The sequence below is a fragment of the Nocardia sp. 348MFTsu5.1 genome (assembly GCF_000383535.1).
GTDB classification, from domain to species: Bacteria; Actinomycetota; Actinomycetes; order Mycobacteriales; family Mycobacteriaceae; genus Williamsia; species Williamsia faeni.
On sequence record NZ_KB911510.1, the window covers coordinates 425697 to 440683 of the forward strand.

The 14987-nt window shown below is 63.2% G+C and carries 14 protein-coding genes and 1 riboswitch; of the genes, 7 read left to right on the forward strand and 7 right to left on the reverse strand.

Annotation, left to right across the window (positions count from 1 at the left end):
- Window positions 1-24 precede the first annotated feature (24 nt).
- Both H290_RS0105305 and H290_RS0105315 read left to right on the forward strand, forming a co-directional pair.
- Window positions 25-399: an iron-sulfur cluster assembly accessory protein gene (locus tag H290_RS0105305; protein WP_020105733.1), complete on the forward strand. Its 375-nt coding sequence runs from the start codon at window positions 25-27 to the stop codon at window positions 397-399.
- Between the two features lie 198 nt (window positions 400-597).
- The gene (locus H290_RS0105315; RefSeq protein WP_081631490.1) at window positions 598-1575 is read left to right on the forward strand and encodes a carbohydrate kinase family protein; all 978 of its coding nucleotides are present in this window, start codon (window positions 598-600) and stop codon (window positions 1573-1575) included.
- Between the two features lie 105 nt (window positions 1576-1680).
- On the opposite strand, the gene asnB is transcribed toward H290_RS0105315, so the two are convergent.
- Window positions 1681-3606: an asparagine synthase (glutamine-hydrolyzing) gene (gene asnB / locus H290_RS0105320; protein WP_028462813.1), complete on the reverse strand. Its 1926-nt coding sequence runs from the start codon at window positions 3604-3606 to the stop codon at window positions 1681-1683.
- A 234-nt stretch (window positions 3607-3840) separates the two neighbouring features.
- On the opposite strand from asnB, the gene H290_RS0105325 reads away from it, so the two are divergent.
- From H290_RS0105325 to H290_RS0105335, 3 genes are read left to right on the forward strand one after another with little or no spacing between them, the layout of a single operon-like run.
- Window positions 3841-4926 carry a cytochrome c oxidase subunit II gene (locus H290_RS0105325; protein WP_369758750.1) on the forward strand — a complete coding sequence of 362 codons (1086 nt, stop codon included), beginning with the start codon at window positions 3841-3843 and terminating at the stop codon, window positions 4924-4926.
- Between the two features lie 18 nt (window positions 4927-4944).
- Window positions 4945-5361 carry a cytochrome c oxidase subunit 4 gene (locus tag H290_RS0105330; protein WP_020105738.1) on the forward strand — a complete coding sequence of 139 codons (417 nt, stop codon included), beginning with the start codon at window positions 4945-4947 and terminating at the stop codon, window positions 5359-5361.
- A complete protein-coding gene (locus H290_RS0105335) occupies window positions 5298-5909 on the forward strand; it encodes a GNAT family N-acetyltransferase (protein ID WP_020105739.1) in 612 nt (203 codons plus the stop codon). The genes H290_RS0105330 and H290_RS0105335 overlap by 64 nt, the downstream gene beginning before the upstream one ends.
- 145 nt (window positions 5910-6054) lie before the next feature.
- Here H290_RS0105335 and H290_RS0105340 read toward each other — a convergent pair whose 3' ends face one another.
- The 4 genes from H290_RS0105340 to H290_RS0105355 are packed head-to-tail and all read right to left on the reverse strand — an operon-like array spanning window position 6055 to window position 10359.
- Window positions 6055-7671 carry a cytochrome bc complex cytochrome b subunit gene (locus tag H290_RS0105340; protein ID WP_020105740.1) on the reverse strand — a complete coding sequence of 539 codons (1617 nt, stop codon included), beginning with the start codon at window positions 7669-7671 and terminating at the stop codon, window positions 6055-6057.
- Complete coding sequence (locus H290_RS0105345; protein WP_020105741.1) at window positions 7668-8840, reverse strand: ubiquinol-cytochrome c reductase iron-sulfur subunit; 1173 nt, start codon at window positions 8838-8840, stop codon at window positions 7668-7670. The genes H290_RS0105340 and H290_RS0105345 overlap by 4 nt, the downstream gene beginning before the upstream one ends.
- Window positions 8837-9760 (reverse strand): c-type cytochrome, encoded by a 924-nt coding sequence (locus H290_RS0105350; RefSeq protein WP_028462815.1) that lies wholly within the window; start codon window positions 9758-9760, stop codon window positions 8837-8839. The genes H290_RS0105345 and H290_RS0105350 overlap by 4 nt, the downstream gene beginning before the upstream one ends.
- Before the next feature lie 56 nt (window positions 9761-9816).
- The gene (locus tag H290_RS0105355) at window positions 9817-10359 is read right to left on the reverse strand and encodes a cytochrome c oxidase subunit 3 (protein WP_020105743.1); all 543 of its coding nucleotides are present in this window, start codon (window positions 10357-10359) and stop codon (window positions 9817-9819) included.
- A 217-nt stretch (window positions 10360-10576) separates the two neighbouring features.
- On the opposite strand from H290_RS0105355, the gene H290_RS0105360 reads away from it, so the two are divergent.
- Window positions 10577-11035: a hypothetical protein gene (locus H290_RS0105360; RefSeq protein WP_231373503.1), complete on the forward strand. Its 459-nt coding sequence runs from the start codon at window positions 10577-10579 to the stop codon at window positions 11033-11035.
- Between the two features lie 67 nt (window positions 11036-11102).
- Window positions 11103-12152 carry an anthranilate phosphoribosyltransferase gene (gene trpD / locus H290_RS0105365; protein WP_020105745.1) on the forward strand — a complete coding sequence of 350 codons (1050 nt, stop codon included), beginning with the start codon at window positions 11103-11105 and terminating at the stop codon, window positions 12150-12152.
- Window positions 12153-12172: 20 nt separating this feature from the next.
- Here the strand turns inward: trpD and H290_RS0105370 are convergent, their stop codons facing one another.
- Together H290_RS0105370 and H290_RS0105375 are read right to left on the reverse strand one after the other, a co-directional pair.
- Complete coding sequence (locus H290_RS0105370; protein ID WP_020105746.1) at window positions 12173-12448, reverse strand: Lrp/AsnC family transcriptional regulator; 276 nt, start codon at window positions 12446-12448, stop codon at window positions 12173-12175.
- Window positions 12449-12452: 4 nt separating this feature from the next.
- The gene (locus tag H290_RS0105375) at window positions 12453-14210 is read right to left on the reverse strand and encodes a DEDD exonuclease domain-containing protein (protein ID WP_020105747.1); all 1758 of its coding nucleotides are present in this window, start codon (window positions 14208-14210) and stop codon (window positions 12453-12455) included.
- 590 nt (window positions 14211-14800) lie between these two features.
- Window positions 14801-14984, forward strand: a riboswitch (cyclic di-AMP (ydaO/yuaA leader).
- Window positions 14985-14987: the final 3 nt, after the last annotated feature.

The following is a 14987-nucleotide window of genomic DNA, read 5'->3' on the forward strand; positions in this document are numbered from 1 at the left end:
CGCCCCGCACATTGAGGAGAATTCATGACCGCATCGAACGAGACTGCTGTGCAGACCGAGACCGAGGCACCCGCGCACGGTGTGATTATGACTGAGGCCGCGTCGTCCAAGGCGAAGGCACTGCGTGAGCAAGAAGGTCGCGAAGAGCTGATGCTGCGCATCGCCGTTCAGCCCGGTGGCTGCGCCGGCCTGCGCTACCAGCTGTACTTCGACGATCGGAACCTCGACGGTGACCTGGTTGTGGAGTTCAACGGCGTCGGCCTTGCCGTCGATCGCATGAGCGCCCCGTACGTCATGGGTGCGAGCATCGACTTCGTCGACACCATCGAGAAGCAGGGCTTCACCATCGACAACCCGAACGCTACCGGCAGCTGTGCCTGCGGCGATTCGTTCAACTGACACCAAGCCCACTCACCGGGCCGCTTGACCCCGTACTTCAAGAAATTGGCCGCATCCGAGCTCAGCTCGGGTGCGGCCAATTTTGTTGTGGTCACACCCTCGGCGCTGTTCGTATGATCTGTCCAGGTGCTGCCTGCGTTCACCTGATGGGCAGGTAGCGTTAAGCCATTATTCGGTGAGGAAGAAAGGCACTCCTTCGTGGCCATTGCCATTTGTGGATCGATCGCTACCGACCATCTGATGCGCTTTCAGGGCAAGTTCTCTGAACAGCTCCTGGCAGAACACCTCAGTCACATCTCCCTGAGCTTCCTCGTGGAGGAGTTGGTGATCAGGCGCGGTGGTGTCGCCGGCAACATCGCGTACGCGATGGGTGTGCTCGGCGGTTCGCCGCTGCTGGTCGGCTCGGTCGGCAGCGATTTCGACGATTACCGGAAGTGGCTCGAGGGCAACGGAGTCGACACGCGTGGTGTCCGGGTGTCGGAGACCGCACACACCGCCCGCTTCATGTGCACCACCGACGACGAGATGGCACAGCTGGCAAGCTTTTACGCCGGTGCGATGAGTGAGTCGCGCGAGATCTCGCTGAACAAGCTGGCTTCCGAGCTCGGCACCCCGGAGCTGGTTCTCATCGGTGCCGACGACCCCGAGGGGATGATCGTCCACAGCCGCGAATGCCGCGAATTGGGTATCCCGTTCGCCGCCGATCCCTCGCAGCAGCTTGCGCGCCTGGACGGCGAGCAGGTGCGCGACCTGATCGACGGTGCGACCTACCTTTTCACCAACGAATACGAGTGGGGTCTGCTCCGCCAGAAGTCGGGCCTGAGTGATGCCCAGGTCGCCAAGATGGTCGGTGTCCGGATCACCACGCTCGGTGGTGGGGGAGCGGAAATCGTCGACGCCGACGGTTCGCGCATCCACGTCCCGGTGGTTCCGGAGACCGCGAAGGTCGACCCGACCGGTGTCGGTGACGCCTTCCGGGCCGGATTCCTCGTCGGCAACGCGGCCGGACTGAGCCACGAGCGCAGCGCGCAGCTCGGCTCGATGGTCGCCGTGCTCGTCCTGGAGACCGTCGGCACCCAGGAATGGGTGTGGGACCGCGAGAGCGCACTCGGGCGTCTGTCCGGCATCTACGGCGCCGAGGCCACTGCCGAGATCGCCGCAGTGCTTCCGGCCTGACCCTTCGGAAACACCACACGCTCCAGATATACGAAGACGCTCCACATACTTGTGGAGCGTCTTCGTATAGGCGGAGCGTGTGGCTGGGTGGCCAGAGCCGAAGTGCTAGAGCCGGACCGGGTAATGGTGGTCTTCGATCTGCGGCACGATGGTGCCCTCGACGAAGATCCCGTGCCACACCATGAAGATCAGAACGGTCCACAGTCGACGGCTGTTGTCGACGGCGCCGGTGCGATGCTCGTTGAGCATGGCGCGGATCGCGTCCTTGTTCAGGATGTGGTCGGTCTGTGAGTGCTCGATCGTCTCGTGCGCCCAGTCGTAGAGCTCGGTGCCGCGCAGCCAATGCCGCACCGGCACCGGGAAGCCCAGTTTCTTGCGATGCAGGACATGTGCCGGGACGATCTGTTCCAGGGCCTTGCGGAGCGCGTATTTGGTTGTGCCATGGGAGATCTTCTCCTCAAATGGCAGGGCTTCGGCCACCCGCATCACTTCGGGGTCGAGGAACGGCACCCGCAGTTCGAGCGAGTTGGCCATTGTCATCTTGTCGGCCTTGACGAGGATGTCGCCCCGCAACCAGGTGAACAGATCCAGATGCTGCATCCGGGCAACCGGATCCCAGCCGCGTGAGGTCGCATAGATCGGGGCCGTCACGTCCGTGTGGAGCCAGTCGGGACGGAAGTCCTTGAGTACCGCCCGAAGTCGGGCATCGTCGAAGCTGCGGGCGTTGCCGTAGTAGCGCTCCTCGAGTGTCATGGACCCGCGGTGCAGGAGGCTCTTTCCGCGTTTGCCTTCCGGGATCCGATCCGAGAGTTTGCCCGCGGCGGTGCGCAGGCCCCGGGGGAGTCGTTCGAATGGCTTGAGCGACAACGGTTCCTTGTAGATCGTGTAACCGCCGAACAGTTCGTCGGCGCCCTCGCCGGACAGCACGACCTTGACGTGCTTGCGGGCTTCCTTGGCGACGAAATACAGCGGGATCAGTGACGGGTCGGCCACCGGATCGTCGAGGTACCAGACGATTTCGGGAATCGCGGCGACGAATTCGGCCGGTCCGACAACCTTGACGATGTGTTTTGCGCCGATGAGTGCGGCGGACTCTGCCGCCACATCGACCTCCGAATACCCGTCACGCTCGAATCCGGTGGTGAAGGTGATCAGGTCGGGGTTGTGCTGGATGGCCAGTGCCGCGATCGCCGTCGAGTCGATACCTCCGGAGAGGAATGAGCCGACGGTGACATCGGCACGCATGTGCTTGGCGACCGAGTCGGAGAGCACCTCTGCGATCTCGTCGTAGCGGGCCTGCTCGCCGCCGGCCACGAACGGGCGTACCGCGAACTGGGGCGTGAAGTAGCGGTAGACCTTGGGAAGGCGGCCCGGCCGCAGGGTGGCGTAGCTGCCGGACTCGAGGCGGCGGATACCGGCGTGCAGCGTCTCGGGTTCCGGGACGTACTGCAGAACGGTGTAGTGCTGGATCGCGCGACTGTCGAGTGAATCGGAGACGCCGATGCGGTCGATCAGCTCGAGAACGCTTTTCTTCTCGCTGCCGAAGACGGTGCCGCCTGAACCCGTTGCGATGAACAGGGGCTTGATGCCGAACGGATCCCGGGCCAGGAACAGCGACCGGTCCTCGGTGTCCCAGATCGCGAACGCGAACATTCCGCGCAGGCGGGTGACCGAGTCGGGACCCCAGTGATGGAAGGCCGCGACGATCGCTTCGCCGTCACCCTCAGTGTGGAACTGGGCACCCTCGTCCTTGGCCAGCTGTGCCCGGATCTCGAGGTAGTTGTAGATCTCGCCGTTGAAGACGAGTGCGTAGCGGTCCGGGTTCTCCGGCGGGCCCCAGCGCAAAGGTTGGTGCGAATGCTCGATGTCGATGATCGAGAGCCGGTTGAAACCGAAAACCAGGTCGGAATCGTGCCACGTGCCCGGTTCGTCAGGACCCCGATGTCGCATGCAGTGCAACGCAGAAGCGACCAGATCAGCGGACTCGGCGGCCGATGCGTCGCTAGACAGCAGACCTAACAGACCACACACGAAAATTGCCTCAATTCGTCCAGGGACGGGGTACGGAACACGCCCGAGTATGCCGCAATCAGGGGTGCCGCCGCGTGTGCGGCCCAGGTTGGGTGGTCGGCCGGCAACACCCGGTGACACGAACCCAAACCCCGATACGAATGTTGGCGGGGGTTGGTCTACGCTGCGTAGTACACGAGATACCAGTCGTGGTTAGCGTTGTGACTGTTTCCAGTCAGGGCAGGGTAGGAAGGCGTGAAATTGGCACACGGTGGGCGACCTCCGGCATCGACCAAGCGTCAGCACCGCGGACGTCGAATCAAGCAGATAAGCGCAGCCTTGTTCCTGGGCGTTGGCGCACTGATGCTGTCGAGCTGCAGCGCTGAAGAAGCGTTGCGATTCGGTTGGCCCGAAGGCATTACGCCTGAGGCCGAAGATATGCGGCATCTGTGGACGTGGTCGGTGATCGCGGCCCTCATCATGGGTATTTTGGTGTGGGGTTTGACGTTCTGGACCATTACGTTCCATCGCCGTAAGGCAGGGCAAGACGAGTTCCCCCGTCAGACGGCTTACAACGTCCCATTGGAACTGACTTATACCGCGATTCCTTTTGTGATCATCGCGGTCCTCTTCTACTTCACGATCATCGTGCAGAACAAGGTCGAGGCCAAAGAGTCCGATCCTGCAGTTGTCGTCGACGTGACTGCCTTCCAGTGGAACTGGAAGTTCGGTTACCGGACCGTCCAATTCGAGGACGGTCAGCTCTACGACGGCGCAATTACCGAAGGCAACCCGTACGACCGGCAGATTCCGGTTGGCGACTCGGAGGAGTCCGGCGGGGAATCCGGCGGCCATGATGACCTTCCGGATCAGTCGGAAGAGAACGACGTTCGTGACTACCTGAACTTCAACGAGATCGAGACTCTCGGTACGTCCGACGTGATCCCGGTGCTGGTGCTCCCGACCGATCGTCGTATCGAGTTCGAGATCGCGGCGACAGATGTCGTCCACTCGTTCTGGGTTCCGGAGTTCCTCTTCAAGCGGGACGTCATGCCGTTCCCGAAGGAGAACCACTCGGACAACCGCTTCCAGGTCAGTGAGATCGACCGCGAGGGCGCGTTTGTGGGCCGCTGCGCAGAAATGTGCGGCACCTACCACTCGATGATGAACTTCGAAGTTCGTGCGGTGAGTCCGGCGAAGTTCGACGAATACATCAAGTTCCGCGAAGCCAACCCCGACGCGACCAATGCCGAGGCACTCGAAGCGATCGGTGAGGAACCGCTGGCGGTCACCACCGAACCCTTCGACACCAAGCGCGGCACGCAGACCGCGTCGAACTAGTCACGGAGAAGCTACGAGATGCATATTGAAGCGCGGATCTTCGAGATCCTCACCGGATTCTTTTTTGCGGTGGCTTTCGCGTACGGGTTGGCCACCGGCCTGACCAGTAAGCACGTCGAATGGGTGGGCGTCGTCGGCATCGTCATGACCGGTGGTCTGACGTTGCTGATCGGCACGTACTTCCGCTTCGTGGCCCGCCGGGTGGACATCCGCCCGGAAGACTACGAAGACGCCGAGGTCTCCGACGGCGCAGGCGAACTGGGTTTCTTCAGCGCCGGTAGCTGGTGGCCGATCCTGATCGCCGCCGGCGCCGCAACGTTCGCCATCGCACTTGCGTTCGCGCAATTCTGGCTCGTCGGTTTTGCCGCGGTTTGTATCATCGGCGCGGTGTCCGGACTGGTGCTCGAGTACCACGTCGGACCCGAAAAGCACTGACAACAGTCATCAACACTCAGCTCCCAGGTCCGCAGCTTTCGCTGCGGCACACCTGGGAGCTGAGTGCTTTCTGTCGCAAGGCGATAAGGCAACTCCTCGACCGGGCGTTCGACGGCGACTTCACCGACACCGACTTCGATCACGCACTCGGGGGAGTACACGCGATCATCACCGACGGTGACGTCGTGATCGGTCATGCCGCGGTGGTTGCCCGTTCGATCGTTCATGACGGCTGCGCGTACCGCGTGGGATACGTCGAAGCGGTCGCAACCGATCCGGAGCGTCAGCGTCAGGGCCTCGGCGACCGCGTGATGAGCGCGGTAGAGACAGTGATCGACGGTGCCTACGACTTCGGCGTCCTGGGAGCCAGCGAGGCGGGTCTGCGGCTCTACCGCGCACACGGCTGGACGCCGTTCACCGGTCGGCTGTCGGCAATGTCCCCGGCCGGCCTCATCGACACCTCGGAAGACAGCGTCCACGTCTACGGACCAGCTGCGCCGGTATCAGGTCGACTCATCTGCGATTGGCGCTGCGGCGAACTGTGGTGACCCCCTGAGACAACACCGGGGATCGTGCCGGCTGGTCTGGTCGTATGTGGGGACACGGTGGGGGAGGGGACTGCGTCGCCGATCATCGGTATATACAACAAGAGCCGGACCGCAATTGCGGTCCGGCTCTTGTTGATTGGCTGTGTCAGCTGATGAAGGGATCTCCCTCGCGTGCTTGCAGCTCGCGCAGCGCGTCCTTCTCGTCGTGATGTGCCTTCTTCTCGAGCTCGACGTTCCGAGTCTGCTCTTCGGTGGGGTCGGCGACCAGCAGTGAACCGGTACCCGGCGAACCCGCCGAGCCGAGCTTGTTCATCCGCTTCGGAAGCGCAGCACCCTCGTACGGCAACGGAATCGGATGTCCGTGGCCGTCGACAGGTCCCAGCGGCTGATGCAGCTCGATGAACTCACCGTGCGGCAGGCGCATGATGATGCCCGTCTCGATGCCGTGCTCGAGCACTGCCCGGTCGCTGCGCTGCAGTGCCAGAGCCCAGCGGTAGGCGATGTAGTACGCCAGCGGCGGGATGACGATCAGGCCGATACGACCCATCCACGTCGTTGCATTCAGCGAGATGTCGAACTTGTACGCGATGATGTCGTTCATGCACGAGATCGTGAGAATGATGTAGAACGCGAATGCCATTGCGCCGACAGCGGTGCGCACAGGTGTGTCACGCGGACGCTGCAGCAGGTTGTGGTGAGCGTGATCGCCGGTCAGCTTCTTCTCGATGAAGGGGTAGGTGAACATGAGTCCGAAGACGATGGTCAGTACCACGACGACCCAGAAGATGGCCGGGATCGTGTAAGCGTTCCCGAAGTAGACCTCCCAGGCAGGCATGAGCCGCGCCAAACCGTCGGTCCACATCATGTAGATGTCGGGCTGAGAACCGGCAGACACGTGCGCCGGGTTGTACGGCCCGATCACCCACACCGGGTTGATCTGGAACAGGCCCGCGATGATCGCCAGGATGCCGAAGGTGACCGCGAAGAACGCGCCCGACTTGACTGCGAACACCGGGAGGATCCGGACACCGACAACGTTCGTCTCGGTGCGGCCGGGGCCGGGGAACTGCGTGTGCTTCTGGTACCAGACCAGCGCGAGGTGGGCACCGATGAGCGCCAGGATGATTCCCGGGAACAACAGGATGTGCATCACGTACAGGCGCGGGATGATGATGTCGCCGGGGAACTGTCCACCGAAGAGCGCCCAGTGGATCCAGGTTCCGACAACCGGGATACCCAGCACGATGCCCGACATGGCGGCGCGAACACCGGTGCCGGAGAGCAGGTCGTCGGGGAGTGAGTATCCGAAGAAGCCTTCGAACATCGCCAGGACCAGCAGGAGGCAGCCGATGACCCAGTTGGCTTCGCGCGGACGCCGGAAAGCGCCAGTGAAGAAGATGCGGGCCATGTGGATGATGATCGACGCCGCGAACAGCAGCGCTGCCCAGTGGTGGATCTGACGGACGAAGAGTCCGCCGCGCACCTCGAACGAGATGTCGAGTGTCGTGGCGTAGGCCTGGCTCATCATGACGCCGTTGAGCGGTTCGTAGGCACCGTCGTAGATGACCTCGGACATCGACGGATCAAAGAAGAACGTGAGGTACACGCCTGAGATCAGCAGGATGATGAAGCTGTACAGAGCGATCTCACCGAGCAGGAATGACCAGTGGGTCGGAAAGACCTTGTTTATCTGGCGGCGAATGCCGGCCGCCATGTGATACCGGGCATCTGCTGCCTCGGCCTGCTGTCCGATCTTGCTCATGGTCGATCCTCTCCCTTGCCGCGTTCCCAGAACGCCGGGCCGACGGGCTCGATGAAGTCGCCGGCAGCCACCATGAAGCCCTGCTGGTTGACCGTGATCGGCAGCTGCGCCAGAGCACGGGCGGCGGGGCCGAAGATCGGTTTGGCGTACTCGAGGGCATTGAACTGTGACTGGTGGCAGGGGCACAGAATGCGGTTGGTTTGCTGCTCGAACAGTGAGGTCGGGCAACCGAGATGCGAGCAGACCTTCGTGTATGCGAAGTAGTCGCCGTAGTTGAAGCTCTCCTGGCCCTTGCGCTTGATCGCCTTCTCGGCATCGTTCGGGCGGAGACGGATCAACATGACCGGGTTGCTGATGTAACGCAGACCCTGGATCAGCTTGTGACGAGACTCTTCGGTCTCGCCGGTGCCGTCGGACACGCGCCACGGGAACACGGTCTCCATGCCGCCGGCGTCAATATCTTCGGGACGGACCAGAACGACGGACATCGGGTTACCGGTGTCGCGGCGCAGGAAGACCGTCTCGTTGGGGTCCTCGGGGGAGTTGTAGATCGGCGACCAGCCGGTGTGCCACAGCGGCGCATCATCGCCGAGAGCCCACGGGTTCTTGATGATGCCGCCGAGCATTGCGACCACACCGGTCAGCGCGAAGGCACCCAGGCCGAACAGTCCGGCACCCATGATGGCCTTGCGGCGCGGGAGGGTGGAGGTGTTCAGCGAATCGGCGAATTCTGCGCCGATGGTGCGCTTGTCGACATCGGAGGAACCGCCGTCGTGACGATCCTGGACCGAGATCTCCTCGGGGATGAACCGCTTGGTGAACTGCACGGCGCCGATACCGATCGAGAGGATCGACAGACCGAACGTGAACCCGATGAGCGGGGTGTTGAGGATGTACGCCCAGTAGTTGTCACCATCGGGCATCACGAATTCCCATTGGTTGAACAGGAAGATGATCAAGCATGCGAGGGCTGAAACACCGGCGAGTGCAAACCAGAACGTGACGGTGCGCTCTGCTCGCTTCTCGGCCTTGGTGCCGGCCACGGGGAAACGCTCGCGGCGGTGGATGACCTCCACGCCGTCGAGGTTCGTGCCGAGCTTGACCAGCTCTTCGTGATCCATGGCATCCAGCTCGTCGGTGGTCGGAGCTGGTTTGTGCTGATCGGTCATGTACGTGATCCCATCCACATCGCACCGGCGACAACAGCAACCGCGCCGACGAACCACATGAGCATTCCTTCGGACACCGGGCCGAAGCCGCCGAGTCCGAAGCCGCCCGGGTCCTTGGCAGTGGTGGCGTACTTGACGTAGCCGATGATGTCGCGTTTTTCGTTGTCGGTCAGCTGCCGGTCGGAGAACTTGGGCATGTTCTGCGGTCCGGTGAGCATGGCGGTATAGATTTGCTGCTCGTTCGGCGCGTCGAGGGCGGGTGCGAACTTGCCCGAGGACAGTGCACCTCCACGGCCGGTGAAGTTGTGGCAGGACGCGCAGTTCAGGCGGAACAGCTCGCTACCGCGGCCGATGTTCTCGCCGCGCAGTTCACCCTGCTCGATGACGGGATAACCGTCTTTGAAGATGACGTTGCCCTGTGCATCCTTGGCGTAGACGACCTGGGGTCCGCCGCCGACGGACTGGATGTAGGCGCCGAGCTGGTCGATCTGGGCCTGGGAGAACTTGGCCGGCTTGCGTTCGATCTGGGCTTCGCCGCGGACTGCGGGCATGCGGCCAGATGACACCTGGAAGTACACGGCGGCGTCGCCGACGCCCACCAGCGACGGACCGCGATCGGCGACACCTTCGAGGTTGGCGCCGTGGCAGGTGATGCAGGAGGTCTCATAGAGCTTCCGGCCGTCCTGGACCAGCGCGGCAGTGGAATCACTGTCGGCCTTGGCGACCTGCGCGTCAGGCGTGATGGCGGTGGCCAGTCCACCGGCGACAACCAGACCTGCCAGCAGCAGGAGAATGCCGGAGGCGCGACGACGCATCTTGCGGCGCGACTTCGACTTCTTGGCGGCTGTGTTGCCGGTGCCCTCGCTCAGGGCACCCGTTTCAGAATCCCCAGGTGAGGTGGGTGGGGGAGATGAACTCATCTGTATCTCTCTGCTTAGCGGACTGACTTTGCCTGTGCCAAAAGACTGTTCGGCCGTTACCGGATGAAATAGATGGTCGCGAAGAGTGCGATCCAGACGATGTCGACGAAGTGCCAGTAGTACGAGACGACAATCGCGGCGGTGGCCTGTGCCGGGGTGAACTTGCTGAGCCGGGTGCGGAGCAACAAGATCACGAAGGCGACGAGACCGCCGATCACGTGCAGGCCGTGGAAGCCCGTCGTGATGTAGAAGACGGAACCGTAGGCGCTCGACGAGAGTGTGGTCCCTTCGTGGACCAGGTGGTAGTACTCGTACGCCTGTCCGGCGACGAAGAACGCGCCCATGAACAGGGTGAGGGTGTACCACCGTCGAAGGCCGAAGACGTCGCCCCGCTCGGCGGCAAAGACGCCGAGCTGGCAAGTCACCGAGGACGCGATCAACACGGCGGTCACGGGGATCGCCAGTGGAAGATTGAGCTCGGTGGGCTCCATCGGCCAATTGCCGTAGTTTCCGGCCCTTGCCACGAAATACATCGCGAACAATCCGGCAAAGAACATCAGCTCGCTCGAAAGCCACACAATGGTGCCCACGCTGACCATGTTTGGCCGGTTCAGCGAGTGCACGCGCTGGGTGATAGCTGATCCTGTGGGTGCTGCAGCGCTAGTCACAGGAGAAGTATGACGGTTCGTAGTAAGCCCTGACCACTTGGGTCCAGATTTTTTTCTGCATGGATGCGGCGACCCTGGTAGGGGCGGTGAAATGGTTTCTGGCGGCGTGTCCGTCGTGGGGTTTTGGGACACCTGAGAGGCTGATGTTGTGGCAAGGGATGTGAATGGCAATCCGATCGAGGTCCCCCGCTGGCGGCGCCTGGCCGGCCGATTCGGAAGTGGACGAAAGCCCAACGGGGAGTTGTCTGTCGACGATTCGTCACTGGTGATCACCGCGGAATCTTTCGACGATGCGGCAGCGGCATCGACGACCCTGTCCGCTTCGCTGTGGAGGTCTGACGACCAGGCGGTGCTCCGTCATCTCCTGGTGGTGCCGGGGGGCGAGGTCAAAGAGGTCCTCGCCCTCGCCGCGCAGGACCACTATCGACGCGTTTCTGCGGATGTTCCGGGCACGGTCGAGATCGGGCCGGGCCAGGAGTTCGTGGCGCTGGCGCGGGTGCAGTTGATCGATGCACTCCATGTGTCGCAAGAGCGGTCGCGGATGGCGGGACTCGCGCAGCGCCACGATGGAACAGTCCTTGCCTGGCAAGTGCTGCAGGCTCGATAGCGCCTGAGCCGGATTGGCGGGGAAACCTCGTTGCTCGTTCCGATGGGGCAGTGGATAGTCTTTTCGCGTGACCCACTCCGATGCGCAGGCCCGCAGCTGGCCGCAGGTACTAGGAGTCCTGGCCGACGGCCGGGACCTGACCACCGACGGTGCCGAGTGGGCGATGAACGAGATCATGTCGGACAACGCGACGCCGGCGCAGATCGCGGCATTCGGTGTGGCATTGAAGATCAAGGGCCCCGTCGCGGCCGAATTGCGTGGCCTGGCCGACGCGATGCTCAGCCATTCGACGGTGGTCCCGACCTCAGTGGCGTGTGTCGACATCGTCGGTACAGGCGGTGATCGCTCCAACACCGTGAACATCTCGACGATGACCTCTGTTGTGGTCGCGGCCGCGGGCGTCCCGGTGGTCAAACACGGCAACCGGGCCGCGACCTCGAAGAGCGGCGGCGCCGACGTCCTCGAGGCACTGGGCGTGAACATTGCCCTCGCGGCCGACGGTGTCTCCCGTTGTGTCGCCGAAGTCGGGATCGGGTTCTGCTTTGCACCTGTCTTCCACCCGGCACTGCGTTTTGCTGCCGCACCCCGCAAAGAGATCGGGATCCCCACTGTTTTCAATGTGCTGGGGCCGCTGACCAATCCGGCGCGTCCGACCAGCGGGCTGGTGGGTTGTGCGTTCGCCGACCTGGCGCCGGTGCTCGCACAGACCTTCGTCGAGCGTGGCGACTCGGTCCTGGTTGTCCGTGGTGATGACGGTCTCGACGAATTGACCACCACGTCGACCTCCACCGTGTGGCAGGCCTTCGGTGGTTCAGTGCGCAAGCAGACCGTGGATCCGACCGTTCTCGGGTTGGCCCGGGTGGAGCTGTCGGCGCTGCAGGGTGGGGATGCCGAGCACAATGCCCGCGTGGCGCGGGAGATCTTTGCCGGTCAGGCCGGGCCCGTCCGGGATGCTGTGCTGCTCAACGCCGCCGGCGCCCTGACCGCGTACCGTCCGCAACCGGATGTGGACCTGCACGACCAGTTGCGTGAGCACCTGGCCGTGGCCGCGGCAGCGATCGATTCGGGCGCCACCACGGCACTGCTCGCCGACTGGGTGCGCGTCAGCAACTCCTGACGACACCGGCAGCCCTGCTATCACTCGCCGATGGAGAATCCGGCGTCGATGTCGGCGCTCGAATAGCTTTTGAACGCGATGTGGGTGGCCGTGTGCTTGACGCCGGGGAGTCGACTGATGGCCGAGGTGACCACGTCGGCGATCTCGGCGTGGTCCCGGACCCGGATCTTTGCGATCAGATCGACGTCGCCGGCACACGAATAGACCTCGGTCACGCCGGAGATATCGGCAACCGCCTGTGCGGTTTCGGGGATCTGGTGGACGTCGGTCTGAATCAGCACGATCGCAGTAATCATGCAATCAGATTAGATCCGCATCGAGCTCGATGGTGCGATGTGCCGAACCGACGAGCTCGCGCCACTGTGCCCACCTCCCGGCCCCGTGGCGCGGGAGACTGAAACCGCTTGTGGCGCAGACAATTCGAACGCCCGGGCTGGTGAGCCAGCGGAAGATGAGCGCGGTTTCCTCCGGCGGGGCGCCGCAGAGCGGCCCGGGTGTGGGGATGACCGTCTCGGCGGAGGCGGCCAGCAACTCGACCACCGGCATCGGTGGGACTCCACGGACCGCGACCCCGGCACTGGCCAGGCGCCCATGCCGGATGACGGCCAGATCCCATCCACCGCGACCGTCGGGTGCCGCGGCGACGAGTTCGGAGATCCGTGCCAGTGCGGCGAGGCGTTGGCAGCGTTCGAGGTGGGCGATGAGCTGATCCAGCCTGTCGCGTAGCCGGGCGGCGTTCTCGAACAACTCGGCATCGGCCAGTGCCGTGAGTCGATCCAGCGCAGCCAGAACGGGTGCATCGCTGCGCCCGGAGAACAGGTCGGCCACCGCCTGTGCCCGGGGGCCGTAGGTGTCGGCATCTGCCGATCGAGAACTCGCGCCGTGACAGCCGCCGACAATTCGCCGGCCGTCGGCACCGACTTCACACCGATGCAGCCCGGACGCGCGCAACGGTGTCCGGCAGGTGCGCAGCTCACAGAGCTCCGAGATGAGGTCGGCGATGTCGGATGCAACGGCTCGCGATCGGACGGGACCCAGTGCGGCCGGAGTGGGGGTGCGGCTGACCTTCAGACGCGGGAAGGGCTCATCGGTGAGGCAGAGCCACCAACCACGGTGCGGAAACTTGGACCGCCGGTTGTACGGCGGGGCATGGGCTCCGAGTAGCCGTAGTTCTCGCACCCCGGCCTCGATGCGATGTGCGCATTGCACGTGATCGACGCGCGTGGCCAACTCCACCATCTCGCGGATGCGGGTGCGGGTTTCCGACCCGGTGAAATAGCTGCGCACGCGCCGCCGTAGATCGACCGCTGTCCCTATATATAGGACCTCGTCTGACGGGCCGCGGAAAAGGTAGACGCCGGGCTCGGATGGCAGGTGGTCGGACAGGGTCCTCTTACTGCGGGTGGCGGCGGAAATCCCGGGCAGATAGTCGCGAAGTTCTCTATATGTATGGATGCCCTGGTTGCCCACCCGTTCGAAGAGTCGGTGCAACACCTCTACGGTCGCGCGGGCATCGTCGAGCGCCCGGTGGGTGGGCCGGGTCTGAACGGCGAACAGCTCCGCGAGTGCCGACAGTTTCACCGTTGGCGCCTCCTCGCGCGTCAGCACCCTCCGGGCGAGCTTCACCGTGCAGAGCACCCGGTGAAAATTCCACGGATGGCCGAGGTCGGTGGCGGCAGCCCGGAGGAATCCGGTGTCGAAGCGGGCGTTGTGCGCCACGATCACCGAATCCTGGGCGAATTCGAGGAATGCGGGCAGCACCTGATCGATGGTCGGTGCGCGATAGACCATCGCTTCGGTGATCCCGGTCAGTCGGACGATGTGCGGCGGGATGCCCCGGCGCGGATCGACGAGGGTTGCGAAATCGCCGAGCACTTCGCCGCCGCGGATCTTGACCGCACCTATTTCTGTGATCCGGTCGTCGGTGGGGCTGCCGCCGGTGGTCTCGAGGTCGACGACCACAAATGTGGTCTCGCGTAGCGGTAGGTCGTCCGGATGTGCCAGAAACGGGTCATCAAACGACAGTTGCGCCCCAGCGGCCTCACCAACACCAATCACAACGGGAACACTAGTTCGATGGTCTGACACGTTCTGCGATGTTTCGGTAACGGGCGGGCGGGTACCCGGTTCGAGATGTGATGTCGGAGGGTGCCGCTAGCGTCGCGATCGACGTAACAAAAGTCGGCTTCATCTCGCTCCGGGTAAACCCTTAGGGCCCCTGAGACCGAGATGAGTGACCCAATGAGACGGAGATCACATTGCTCATCGAATGCAGCACCTGCCCGGGCCATCCAGTCGCGTGTGACGGCTGCATGATGACCGTTTTCATGGGCCCGGTAGGGGTCCGGAGCAGCGACAATACGGAAGTTCGCTGTGATGAATTCGTTATTAACGACGAGGCTCGCATCGAAGAAGCGGTCGCGCTGTTCCGTGCCGCCGGGATGCTCCCGAAGTCTGATACTCACGATCATCGAAAAGCTGTCGATGCAGGTCGGGGCCGCTTCTCGGGTGAAAATCAGCAACAATTGTGGGCTGTGTAACACGACACGCCGGTAGGGCCCTGTAGTCCTACCGGTAGACATACGCCGCCAGGGTTTCGTAACCTTCCTGAGACCTTACGAAAGCGTTTACTCCACCCGGAGTGAATCGTGAGGTCGCCGCTTAATCACCAAAACGGTGAACCGGGGAACCATCTGATGCGACCACAAGTCCGCATCCGGGGTGAATCCCACCGAACCCTGAGGTCTCGACAGACCTCGCGGGTTCACCGGGTAGGGCCATCTTCCGGCCCGAATCCGACAGCTAACTCGGTCAGCGGATAGGGAAGAAACAAGG

Bases quoted from the DNA above. Each gene is read 5' to 3' on its own strand.
- H290_RS0105305 (WP_020105733.1), top strand. From the start codon at position 25: ATGACCGCATCGAACGAGACTGCTGTGCAGACCGAGACCGAGGCACCC.
- H290_RS0105330 (WP_020105738.1), top strand. From the start codon at position 4,945: ATGCATATTGAAGCGCGGATCTTCGAGATCCTCACCGGATTCTTTTTT.
- H290_RS0105340 (WP_020105740.1), bottom strand. From the start codon at position 7,671: ATGAGCAAGATCGGACAGCAGGCCGAGGCAGCAGATGCCCGGTATCAC.
- H290_RS0105345 (WP_020105741.1), bottom strand. From the start codon at position 8,840: ATGACCGATCAGCACAAACCAGCTCCGACCACCGACGAGCTGGATGCC.
- H290_RS0105350 (WP_028462815.1), bottom strand. From the start codon at position 9,760: ATGAGTTCATCTCCCCCACCCACCTCACCTGGGGATTCTGAAACGGGT.
- H290_RS0105355 (WP_020105743.1), bottom strand. From the start codon at position 10,359: ATGGTCAGCGTGGGCACCATTGTGTGGCTTTCGAGCGAGCTGATGTTC.
- H290_RS0105370 (WP_020105746.1), bottom strand. From the start codon at position 12,448: ATGATTACTGCGATCGTGCTGATTCAGACCGACGTCCACCAGATCCCC.